Raw genomic sequence first — 11200 nt, forward strand, 5'->3', positions numbered from 1 at the left:
ACAAGGCGCCCAACACGACGCATGACCTCTGCAAGATCAGCCGTACTTACCTCTGCACTCCAACGAGTACCCCGACATCTCCAGCCAGACGCCCCTGGCGTCCGCTCCCCTCGACCGAAGGAGCAGGGTGATGACCACCAGCAGTTTCAACCAGGACGAGCTACTGCAACTTCCTGCGATGATCGACCTGGCGACCGCCGCCCGCGCTCTCGGAGTTGGCCGCACAAAGGCTTACGACCTGGCAAAGAGCAACGCCTTCCCCTGCCCGGTACTTCGGATTGGAACCTCGTACCGCGTGCGCACGGCAGATTTGCTCCGGCTCGTCGGCGTCGACCGACAGCCCACGACTGTCCGTGATGATCGTCCGGAACAGACAGAGCGGCGCTACGCCGATCGCTGAGGTCCAGCGTCTGGCGCAGTGGCAGCCCATGCCGGCCGGTACCGACCGGTGAGCACATCGTCAACGAGCAAGGCGACGATCCCGGGCGGCGTCAGGTCGGGCCGCAGCACACCCAACTTCTCCATTTCCGACGGCGTCAGCCTGATCTTTACCTGCTGATCCCGCTTCTCCCGCGCCGGCAACGGCGGCAGGTTGTCAGCGACAGGGCGCTGTCGCGGCATACCTCAACTCCTTGGCAAGCAGATCGAACGGCCGCATGACGAGTCGAGGGTCCCACATCTCACATCGCCTATCGCCATCCGCCATGAGTCGGACGCCGGGGCCGGAATCTGGTACCACTTTTCGGTACCATTTGAAGACGCATCCTCCCCGTCGCAGGCCCCGACGAAAACCCCTCCACGAAAGGCGCAGAAGCAGAATGAGCACCTCGGACCCGATCAAGAAGATCACGCTTCGAAGCGGCAAGACCCGTTATCGGTTCGTCCTCGACGTCGGACGCAAGCCGGACGGGCGTCGGGACCAACGGACCTACACCTTCGACACCAGGAAGGAAGCGAAGGCGGAGTACGCCCGGATCAAGCACGAGACCGACCGCGGCACATACGTCAAACCCGGCAAGATCACCGTCAACGACTTCCTCGACGAGTGGCTGACGTCCGCCACCCGTGATGTCGAGAAGGCCACCGCCGCCAACTACCGCGATGCGCTGCTACCGGTCCGCGCCCGCATTGGCAGCAAGCCACTCCAGGACGTCACCGAGGCCGACATCGAGGCTCTGATCGACTGGATGCTGACGGAGGGCCGGAAACGTGGTGGCAAGCCGGGATCAGGGCTCGGCGTTCGGTCAGTGCGCCTGACGCTCGGCCGCCTTCGAACCGCGCTGAACGTGGCGGTTCGGCGTCAGCTCGTGGTCCGCAACGTCGCCGCGTTCGTCACCATCCCCAGAGCGGCCGCGAAGGCCGCAGCCGAGGCACAGGCTGAGCGCAAGCCCTGGACCCAGGAGGAGGTGAAGGCGTTCCTGACCGGCATCACGGGCGAACGTCTGTACGCCGTCTGCCTACTGTCGCTGATGGGCCTCCGGCCGGCCGAGGTCTGCGGGCTGCGGTGGTCCGATGTCGACTTTGAGGCCGGCACGATCGCGGCCGGGGACAACACCCGGACCCTCGTCGACGGTGAGATCGAAGAGAAGGAGGCCAAGTCCGCAGCTGGCAAACGCGGCCTGCCGATGCCCGCGACGGTGACGAAGGCGCTCAAAGCCTTCCACACACTGCAGAAGAAGGAACGCCTGAAGGCCGGTAACGCCTACAACGACAGCGGCTACGTCCTGGTCAACGAACTCGGCCAACCGCAGCGCACCGACTGGCTCCGCCGCCGGGTCTACGAACTGATGACCAAGGTCGGAGTCCGCAAGGTCCGGCCGTACGACGCGCGGCACGCCTGCCTGACCTACCTCGCCGGCGCCGGAGTGCCCGACGTCGTCCTCGCTGCCTGGGCCGGCCACGCCGACGGCGGCACGCTCGCCAAACGGGTCTACGTCCACCCCGACAGCAGCCACCTCAAGGTGGCCGCCGAGCACCTCGAATCAGGCCTGTTCGGGTGACTCGATCGCCCGAAATTCAGCAGTACGCGCGTACGTGAGAAATTGTGAGACGAAACGGCAAAAGGCCCCGACTCACCGAAGTGAATCAAGGCCTCTGACCTGCCGAAACTCTGTCGGGACGGCCGGATTCGAACCGACGACCCCTTGACCCCCAGTCAAGTGCGCTACCAAGCTGCGCCACGTCCCGATGCCCCGCACGGTCTCCCCCGCGGCAGCCGGTACAGCTTAGCGCAGGATCTTCGCAACGCACGCACAGGCCCCTCCGGTGCCGCCCGCCACTCCCCCTAGAGCGTCCTAGGAGGGTGGCGGACGGAGCGCGGTGGGGTTAGCCGTGCGCTTTGCCTCGGCCGCCGGGGCCGAGCTTCTTGCGCGGGCGTACCGAGATGTCGATCGGGCTGCCCTCGAAGCCGAACTCCTCGCGGAGCTTGCGTTCCACGAACCGCTGGTAGCCGGGGTCGATCGGGCCGGTGGTGAACAACACGAACCGTGGTGGCGCCACCCCCGCCTGGGTGGCGAACAGGATGCGCGGCGCGCGCCCACCGCGTACCGGGTGGGGGGTGGCCTGCACCAGCGCGGTGAGCCACTGGTTGAGCTGGGCGGTGGGGATGCGCGTCTCCCAGCTCGCCAGGGCCTTGCGCAGCGCGGGGGCGAGCTTGTCCACGGCCCGGCCGGTCTTCGCCGACAGGTTCAACCGGATCGCCCAGGGGAGGCGCAGCAGCTCCCGGTCGATCTCCTTGTCGAGGTAGTAGCGGCGGTCACCGTCGACCAGGTCCCACTTGTTGAACGCGATGACCAGGGCCCGGCCGGACTCCACCACCATGGTGAGGATCCGCTGGTCCTGCTCGCTGATCACCTCGCTGGAGTCGAGCAGCACCACGGCGACCTCGGCCGCCTCGATCGCCGCGGCGGTGCGCAGGCTGGCGTAGTACTCGGTGCCGCTGGCCCTGCCGACCCGCTTGCGCAGCCCGGCGGTGTCGACGAGTTGCCAGGTCTCGCCGCCGATCTCGACCAGGCTGTCCACCGGGTCGACGGTGGTGCCGGCCACCGCGTCGACCACCGCCCGGTCCTCGCCGGAGAAGCGGTTGAGCAGGCTGGACTTGCCGACGTTGGGGCGCCCGACCAGGGCCACCCGGCGCGGGCCGCGCGGCCGGTCCTCCACGATCTTCGGCGCTTCGGGCAGGGCGTCCATGATGGCGTCGAGCAGGTCGCCGGCGCCACGGCCGTGCAGCGCCGAGATCGGGAACGGCTCACCGAGGCCGAGCGACCACAGCGATGTGGCCTCCATCTCGATGGTGCTGTTGTCGGCCTTGTTCGCGATCAGGATCACCGGCTTGGCGCTGCGGCGCAGCATCTTCACCGCGGCCTCGTCCACGTCGGTGGAACCGACCATGGCGTCGACCACGAACAGCACCACGTCGGCGGTGGCCACCGCCGTCTCGGCCTGGGCGGCGATGGCCGCGGCCCGGTCCTTGGCGTCGGGTTCCCAACCGCCGGTGTCCACCACGGTGAACGTCCGGCCGTTCCACTGCGCGTCGTAGGGCACCCGGTCGCGGGTCACCCCGGGTACGTCCTCCACGACCGCCTGCCGGCGGCCGATGAGGCGGTTGACGAGCGTGGACTTGCCCACGTTGGGGCGGCCGACCACGGCCACCACCGGCTGCGGGCCGGTCGGCTCACCGGCGTCGACCGCCGGCTCGCGGAGCTCCACCCAGCCACCGAAATCGTCGTCGCTCATGCCGAGCCGCCCTTCCTGTGCGCCTGCGGCGCCTGCGTGAACCCGCTCATGCCACACCCCGCTCGGTGAGCAGCTGCCGAAGTCGGTCGACGACCTCGTCGATGCCCAGCTCGGTGGTGTCCAGTTCCACCGCGTCGGGAGCCTGCTGCAGGGGGTTGACCGCGCGGGTCGAGTCGAGCCGGTCCCGGCGGGCCAGGTCGGCGGCGGTCGCCGTCACGTCGGCGGCGTCCTCCGCGCTGCGCCGCCGGGCACGTGCCGCCGCGGAGGCGGTCAGGAAGACCTTCAGGTCGGCGTCGGGGGCCACCACGGAGCCGATGTCACGGCCCTCCACCACGATCCGGCCCGCGTCGGCGATCACCCGCCGCTGGCGGGCCACCAGCAGCTCGCGTACGGCGGCGACGGCGGACACCGCGGACACCGCGGCGGTCACCCCGGCACCGCGGATGTCGGTGGACACGTCGGTGCCGTCGACGGTCACCGCGTACCCCTGGGGGTCGGTGCCGATGCGCAGCTCGGCCTCGCCGGCGACCTTGGCCACCGACTCGGTGTCGCTGAGTTCCACGCCCGAGCGCAGGACCGCCCAGGTCAGCGCCCGGTACATGGCGCCGGTGTCGAGGTAGCGGGCGCCCAGGCTCACCGCCAGCCGCCGCGACACGGTGGACTTGCCCGAACCGGACGGCCCGTCCACCGCGACCACGCAACGCCCGGCCGGTACGTTTTCCTCCACCGTTGTCCTCCTCAGCCCGTGCCTCGCGGGTCGCCCGGTGTGTCCGGCGACCGTTGAGCGGATTGTTCTGTCGTCAATTCTGCCCGCGCCGCGCGGGCGTCCCGTCGGGCGGCGCTCGCCGGCCCGCGGACCGCGTCGAAGCCTACCGGCAGCGGTACCCCGATCGGCGGGTCAGTCACCAACCGCCTTGAACAGGGCGGCGACCTCCGCGTTGGTCAGCCGCCGCAGCCGCCCGGTGCGCAGGTCGCCAAGCTTGATCGGACCGATCGAGGTACGGATCAGACGGGACACGGGGTGGCCCACCTCGGCCATCAGGCGCCGGACGATGTGATTGCGCCCCTCGTGCAGGGTCAGCTCCACCTGGGCGGTTTTGCCCAGCGTGTCGACCACCTTGAACCCGTCGACCTTCACCGGCCCGTCCTCCAGCTCGACGCCGGCGGTCAGCCGCCTGCCCAGGCTGCGCGGGATCGGCCCGGCCACCTCGGCGAGGTAGGTCTTGAGTACCTCGTACGACGGGTGCATGAGCTTGTGGGCGAGAGTGCCGTCGTTGGTGAGCAGAAGCAGGCCCTCGCTGTCGGCGTCCAGTCGCCCGACGTGGTAGACCCGCTGTTCCAGCCGCGCGCCGATGAAGTCGGCGAGTTCGGTGCGGCCCTTCTCGTCAGCCATGGTGGTGACCACCCCGCGTGGCTTGTTCATCGCCACGTAGACCAGGCGGACGTCTGCCTGGAGCCGCTCCCCGTCGACGACGATCACGTCGCGGGTCGGGTCCGCCTTGTCGCCGAGTTGCGCCACCCGGCCGTTCACGGTGACCCGGCGCCGGAAGATCAGGTCTTCACAGGCGCGCCGGGAACCCACCCCCGCGGCGGCGAGCACCTTCTGGAGGCGCTCGGCGCCCTCGTACACGGGGGCGTCGGGCTTCGGGGCACGGTCATCGCGTCGCATCGGCAAACTCTTCCACGTCGTCAGGCAGGAACGGGGCCAGGGGCGGCAGGTCGTCCACCGAGTTCAGCCCCAGCTTCTCCAGGAACATGGTGGTGGTCCGGTAGAGGAACGCACCGCTGTCCGCCTCGGTGCCGCACTCCTCGACCAGGCCGCGACCCACCAGGGTACGGAGCACCCCGTCGCAGTTGACACCCCGGATGGCCGAGATGCGGGAACGGGTCACCGGCTGCCGGTAGGCGACCACGGCCAGGGTCTCCAGCGCCGCCTGGGTGAGTCGCACGGACTGCCCGTCCAGTACGAACCGCTCGACGTAGGTGGCGTATTCCGGCCGGGTGTACAGCCGCCAGCCGCCGGCGGCGCGGCGCAGGTCGAACCCGTGCCCGGCGGCGGTGTAGCCGGCGGCGATCTCGTCGAGCATCGCGCCGACCCGCCGCGGCTCCTGCTCCAGCACCTCCGCCAGGGTCAGTTCGCTGACCGGCTGGTCCACGACGAGCAGGATCGCCTCCAGGGCGCCGCGCAGGTCCGCGTCGTCGAGCACCGGCGCGGGCACCGGTTCCGGCGCGCTGCGTCGGCGTCCCCGCTTCGGGGGTACGCCGTCAGCAGCCGCTCCCCCGCTCGCCTGCTGCGACTCGTCCCGCGCGGGCGTGCTGACGTCCCGCCCCGCGTCGTCGGTCGGCGGCTGCGCCTGTTCGGCGGCCGGGCGGGAGTCGTCCAGGGCGGGCTTGGGCGGGGCGGGGCGCTCCCACGGGGGTACCCACGCGGCGGCCTGGTCGGCCAGGGAGTCGCGGCGTTCCTCGTCGCTCATCCGTTCACTCCTGCGTCGGTGCGGGTTCGTCCGCCGTGTCGGTGGGCACGGCGGCGTCGGATGCGGCAGCCGCGCCCGGGGCGGCATCGCCGGCCTCGGCGACGTCGGTCGGCGCGGCGGGGGCGGCATCAGCGGGTTCCGGGGTGCCGGCGTACTCGTCGACGGTCAGCTCGGCGTCGCCGTCGGCCGGGCCGGTCCAGCGGACCGTCAGCTCCTCCAACGCCTGCTCCTGCACGAACGCGACAAGCCCCTGCCGGTACAGTTCCAGCAGCGCCAGGAAGCGGGCCACCACCTCAAGGGTCATCTCGCAGTCCGCGCAGAGCAGCGAGAACGTGGCGATCCCGCTCCGGCGCAGCCGGTCGGCGATGATGCCGGCGTGCTCCCGCACGCTGACCCGCACCATGTGCACGTGGGCGATGGACACCTCGGGCACCGGCTTCGGGCTCATCGCCTTCACCGCCAGGTTGCGCAGCCGCTCCGGGCCGAAGCCGAGCACCAGGTCGGGCAGCGCCTCGGCGTACCGGGGTTCCAGGGTGACCGCCCGCGGATACCGGCGGCCGCCGACCGCCTCCAGTTCGGCGATGTGCGCGGCGGCCTCCTTGTACGCCTTGTACTGCAACAGCCGGGCGAACAGCAGGTCCCGCGCCTCCAGCAGCGCCAGGTCCTCCTCGTCCTCCACGTCGGCCGAGGGCAGCAGCCGGGCCGCCTTCAGATCCAGCAGAGTGGCGGCTACCAGCAGGAACTCACTTGTCTCGTCGAGGTCCCACTTGTCGCCCATGGCCCGCAGGTACGCGATGAACTCGTCGGTCACCTTGTGCAGCGCGACCTCGGTGACGTCCAGCTTGTGCTTGCTGATCAGCTGGAGCAGCAGGTCGAACGGGCCGGTGAAGTTGTCCAGCCGGACCGTGAAGCCGCTGGTCTGCTCGGCGGTCGCCGGATCGGTTGGCACCACGCCGTCGACCTCGGCGGCCGGCCCGGCGGCCCCGGCGGGGTCGCCGACGCCGTGCGGCGGGTCGAGCGGCGGTGCGGTCACCGGGAAACCGTAGACGACGCGGCGGGCAGCCGGCGGGCGACCTACCGGTCCGTCTCGGCGGCGATGACCTCCCGCGCGAGCTGCCGATAGTTGCGCGCGCCGGAGGAGGCCGGGTCCATGGTGGTGATCGGTGCGCCCGCCACCGTGGACTCGGGGAACTTGACCGTCTTGGTGATGACCGTCTGGTAGACCTTGTCGCCGAACGCCTCGACCACGCGCTGCAGCACCTGCCGGCAGTGGGTGGTGCGGCTGTCGTACATGGTGGCGAGGATGCCTTCGAGTTCGAGGTCGAAGTTGAGTCGCTCGCGCACCTTGTCGATGGTGTCCAGCAGCAGCGCGACACCACGCAGGCTGAAGAACTCGCACTCCAGCGGGATCAGCACGCCGTGCGCGACGGTCAGCGCGTTGATCGCCAGCAGACCCAGCGAGGGCTGGCAGTCGATCAGGATGAAGTCGTATTCCTTGCGGATGGTGCGCAGCACCCGCGCCAGGGCCATCTCCCGGGCGACCTCGTTGACCAGCTGGATCTCGGCGGCCGAGAGGTCGATGTTGGCCGGCAGCAGGTGCAACCCGGCCACGTCGGTCTTGATCAGGACGTCCTCGGCGGTGACGTCGTCCTGCATGAGCAGGTTGTAGACCGACAGGTCGAGGTTGTGCGGGTTGACGCCCAGGCCGACGGAGAGTGCGCCCTGCGGGTCGAAGTCGACGAGCAGCACCTTGCGGCCGTACTCGGCGAGGGCGGCGCCCAGGTTGATGGTGGTCGTGGTCTTGCCGACGCCACCCTTCTGGTTGGCCATCGCGATGATCCGCGCGGGGCCGTGCCGATCCGTCGGCATGGGTTCGGGGATAGGCCTGCGCATGGTGTACGCGGCCGGGTCGGCGGGGCCCAGGTCGGCGCCGAGCGTCGCCTGCTGCTCACGGAGCTCCGACGTCCAGGTCTCGGCACGGTCACCGTTTCCTGCCATGTCCTCGTTGCCCCCTCCCGACGACCACCCGGCGTCGGAGCCGTCCGACGTCCCTCGCGGCGCCGCTGCGCACCCCCGGTCCGTCGCACCTGGAGGCCCGCGCCGATGCCGACTGTACGCCACCGGCCAGCAGCGCGTTCGGTACCGGGTCGGCGTGTCGGCCGTCGGCCGGGAAGCCTCCCGCCGCCACCGCGGGCTCGCGAACCCGGCTCACCCGTGGGCGCGGGGGTGGGCGGTCGCGTACACCTCGCGCAGCCGTTCCACCGTGACCAACGTGTAGACCTGGGTGGTCGTCACCGATGCGTGGCCGAGCAGCTCCTGCACCACGCGCACGTCCGCGCCGCCGTCGAGCAGGTGCGTGGCGTACGAGTGACGCAACGTGTGCGGGGACACCGCGTCGGGGCCGTCGACGGGCAGCCCGGCCCGGCCGGCGGCGGTGCGCAGCACGGCCCACGCGCCCTGCCGGGTCAGCGGGCCGCCGCGGGCGTTGACGAAGATCACCGGGGTGCCGCGGCCGGCGGCGAGCAGCGCCGGGCGGCCCCGGACCAGCCAGGCGCGCAGCGCGTCGGCGGCGTACCCGCCGACCGGGACCAGGCGGGTCCGGCCGCCCTTGCCGCGCAGCAGCACGGCCCCGGCGTCCAGGTCGAGGTCGTCGACCGCCGCGCCGACCGCCTCGGAGATGCGCGCGCCGGTGCCGTACAGGAACTCCAGCAACGCCCGGTCGCGCAGCGTGCGGGGTGCGGCGTCGTGGGTGGCGCCGGCGGCCTCCAGCAGCCGCAGGACCGCCTCGACGGGCAGCGCCCGTGGCAGCCGGCGGGGTGGGGCGGGTGGGCGCACGTCGCGGCTGGGGTCGGCGCCGGCCAGCCCTTCGCGCAGAGCGAAGCGGTGCAGACCGCGTACCGCGCTGGCCGCGCGGGCGGCCGAGGAGACCGCGAGCGGCGGGTGCTCGTCGTCGCCCGCGCGCAGCCGGGCCAGGTGCGCCTCGACCTGGGCCGGCCCGGCGGCGGCCAGGTCGGTGACCCCGGCCGCGGCCAGCGTGGCCAGGTAGCGGTCCAGGTCCCGACGGTACGAGGCGAGCGTGTTCGGGGACAGCCCACGCTCGACGGTGAGGTGGTCCAGGTAGGTGCGGACGGCGCGGCGCAGGGCCGGCGCGGGTTGCGCGCCGGCCCCGAGCGTGGCGGTGTCGGTCAGTTCAGCACCTCGGCCAGCGGGAGCACGTCCATGCCGTGCGCCTCGGCGACCGGCCCGTAGACCACCCGGCCATCGTGGGTGTTCAGGCCCAGGGCCAGCGCCGGGTCGTTGCGCAGCGCCTGCTGCCAACCCTGGTCGGCCAACTCCAGGGCGTACGGCAGGGTGACGTTGGTCAGCGCGTAGGTGCTGGTATTCGGCACCGCGCCGGGCATGTTCGCCACGCAGTAGAAGATCGACTCGTGCACCTTGTAGACCGGGTCGGCGTGCGTGGTCGGGCGCGAGTCCTCGAAGCAGCCGCCCTGGTCGATGGCGATGTCGACGAGCACACTGCCCGGCTTCATCCGGGACACCAGCTCGTTGGAGATCAGCTTCGGGGCCTTCGCGCCGGGCACCAGTACCGCCCCGATGACCAGGTCCGCGTCGAGCACGGCCCGCTCGATCTCGTACGCGTTGGACGCCACCGTCTGCAGGTGGCCGCGGTAGATGGCGTCGGCGGAACGCAGGCGGGCCACGTTCTTGTCCAGCAGCAGCACCTCCGACTGCAGGCCCAGCGCGATGGCGGCGGCGTTCAGGCCGGACACGCCGGCGCCGATGACCACGGTCTTGGCCGCGTACACGCCGGAGACGCCGCCGGGCAGCACGCCCCGCCCGCCGCCGGTGCGCATCATGTAGAAGGCGCCGACCTGGGGGGCGAGCCGGCCGGCCACCTCGGACATGGGGGCGAGCAGCGGCAGCGACCGGTCGGGCAGCTCCACCGTCTCGTAGGCGATGCCGGTGACCTTCCGGTCGACGAGCGCGTCGGTGCACTCGCGGGACGCGGCCAGGTGCAGGTAGGTGAACAGCACCTGCCCGGCGTGCATCCGGTGGTACTCCTCGGTGATCGGCTCCTTCACCTTGAGCACCAGTTCGGCGGTGTCCCAGACCTCGTCGGCGGTGGCCAGGATCTTCGCGCCGGCGGCGGCGAACTCGTCGTCGGTGATGCTGGAACCGACTCCGGCGCCGGCCTCGACGAAGACCTCGTGGCCGTGGCGGGTGAACTCGTTGACGCCCGCGGGTGTGATCGCCACCCGGTACTCGTGGTTCTTGACCTCGCGGGGGATTCCGACCTTCACGATGCAGACACCTTCCTCCGGGGCGGCTCACCCCCGGACTGCGCGGCGCCGCGCGGCTCCGTTGCCGACGCGGTCGACCGGTCCCGCCGGCGGCAGTCTAGGCGCGTGGAAAGCCCACGGACCGCGACACTGTGACAACCGGTGCCCACCGGCGCTGACGGTGTGTCAGGTGTGCCACGGGCTGGCCGGTGGAGAAGCCATCAGCCGACAGGTCAGAGTTCGGTAAATATCTTCCCACCACCGGCCGAATGGTGCCGACAAGAAGCCGGACGATCACTATCCTGTCCGCTCATGACCACTCCTTACCAGCAGTACCCGCAGGGCGTCTCCGACAAGAGCAAGGTTGTCGCGGGCGTGCTCGGCATCGTGCTCGGCTTCTTCGGCGCCGGGCGGTTCTACATGGGCGACACCAAGACCGGTGTCCTCCAGCTCGTGGTGAGCATCGTGACCTGCGGCGCCGGCGCCCTCTGGGGCACCATCGACGGCATCCTCATCCTCGTCAACGGCGGGGTCGACGGGCAGGGCCGCCCGCTGCGCGACTGACCACCGGAATCGACGAGGGGCCGCCCGGCGCGTTGCGCCGGCGGCGCCGGGCGGTGGGCGGGCGGGCCGCCGCGGCGGTGGTGGCCCGGGTCGGCGACAGTCGCCTGTACCACCCCGACCGTGCCGTACGGCCGTGGCGCTGAACCC

11 protein-coding genes and 1 tRNA gene are annotated in these 11200 nt (G+C 71.2%); 3 read left to right on the top strand and 9 right to left on the bottom strand.

What is annotated here, in order from left to right; genetic code table 11:
• Nucleotides 1–130: 130 nt before the first annotated feature.
• On the top strand, nucleotides 131–400 hold the full coding sequence (locus tag ACLQ2X_RS27970; protein ID WP_425684073.1) for a helix-turn-helix transcriptional regulator: 270 nt from the start codon (nucleotides 131–133) through the stop codon (nucleotides 398–400).
• Between the two features lie 418 nt (nucleotides 401–818).
• Nucleotides 819–2000, top strand: a complete 1182-nt coding sequence (locus tag ACLQ2X_RS27975; protein ID WP_425684074.1) for a tyrosine-type recombinase/integrase — start codon at nucleotides 819–821, stop codon at nucleotides 1998–2000.
• A gap of 113 nt (nucleotides 2001–2113) precedes the next feature.
• Here ACLQ2X_RS27975 and ACLQ2X_RS27980 read toward each other — a convergent pair.
• From ACLQ2X_RS27980 to ald, 9 genes are all read right to left on the bottom strand, one after another.
• Nucleotides 2114–2187, bottom strand: a tRNA-Pro gene (locus tag ACLQ2X_RS27980).
• Nucleotides 2188–2325: 138 nt separating this feature from the next.
• On the bottom strand, nucleotides 2326–3735 hold the full coding sequence (gene der / locus ACLQ2X_RS27985) for a ribosome biogenesis GTPase Der (protein WP_425684075.1): 1410 nt from the start codon (nucleotides 3733–3735) through the stop codon (nucleotides 2326–2328).
• A gap of 46 nt (nucleotides 3736–3781) precedes the next feature.
• A complete protein-coding gene (cmk, locus tag ACLQ2X_RS27990) occupies nucleotides 3782–4462 on the bottom strand; it encodes a (d)CMP kinase (RefSeq protein WP_425684076.1) in 681 nt (226 codons plus the stop codon).
• Nucleotides 4463–4633: 171 nt separating this feature from the next.
• Nucleotides 4634–5404 carry a pseudouridine synthase gene (locus ACLQ2X_RS27995; RefSeq protein WP_425684077.1) on the bottom strand — a complete coding sequence of 257 codons (771 nt, stop codon included), beginning with the start codon at nucleotides 5402–5404 and terminating at the stop codon, nucleotides 4634–4636.
• Nucleotides 5391–6209, bottom strand: a complete 819-nt coding sequence (gene scpB / locus ACLQ2X_RS28000; protein ID WP_425684078.1) for an SMC-Scp complex subunit ScpB — start codon at nucleotides 6207–6209, stop codon at nucleotides 5391–5393. Before scpB ends, ACLQ2X_RS27995 begins: the two co-directional genes overlap by 14 nt.
• 4 nt (nucleotides 6210–6213) lie before the next feature.
• Complete coding sequence (locus tag ACLQ2X_RS28005; RefSeq protein WP_425684079.1) at nucleotides 6214–7242, bottom strand: segregation and condensation protein A; 1029 nt, start codon at nucleotides 7240–7242, stop codon at nucleotides 6214–6216.
• Between the two features lie 41 nt (nucleotides 7243–7283).
• Nucleotides 7284–8207, bottom strand: a complete 924-nt coding sequence (locus ACLQ2X_RS28010) for a ParA family protein (protein WP_425684080.1) — start codon at nucleotides 8205–8207, stop codon at nucleotides 7284–7286.
• Between the two features lie 210 nt (nucleotides 8208–8417).
• A complete protein-coding gene (locus tag ACLQ2X_RS28015) occupies nucleotides 8418–9398 on the bottom strand; it encodes a site-specific tyrosine recombinase XerD (RefSeq protein WP_425684083.1) in 981 nt (326 codons plus the stop codon).
• Entirely contained in the window at nucleotides 9395–10510 is a 1116-nt protein-coding gene (gene ald, locus ACLQ2X_RS28020; RefSeq protein ID WP_425684081.1) for an alanine dehydrogenase, read from the bottom strand. Before ald ends, ACLQ2X_RS28015 begins: the two co-directional genes overlap by 4 nt.
• 291 nt (nucleotides 10511–10801) lie before the next feature.
• Between ald and ACLQ2X_RS28025 the strand changes: the two genes are divergently transcribed.
• Nucleotides 10802–11053 carry a TM2 domain-containing protein gene (locus tag ACLQ2X_RS28025; RefSeq protein ID WP_425684082.1) on the top strand — a complete coding sequence of 84 codons (252 nt, stop codon included), beginning with the start codon at nucleotides 10802–10804 and terminating at the stop codon, nucleotides 11051–11053.
• Nucleotides 11054–11200: the final 147 nt, after the last annotated feature.

Source organism: Micromonospora sp. DT31 (assembly GCF_049841795.1).
GTDB lineage: Bacteria > Actinomycetota > Actinomycetes > Mycobacteriales > Micromonosporaceae > Micromonospora.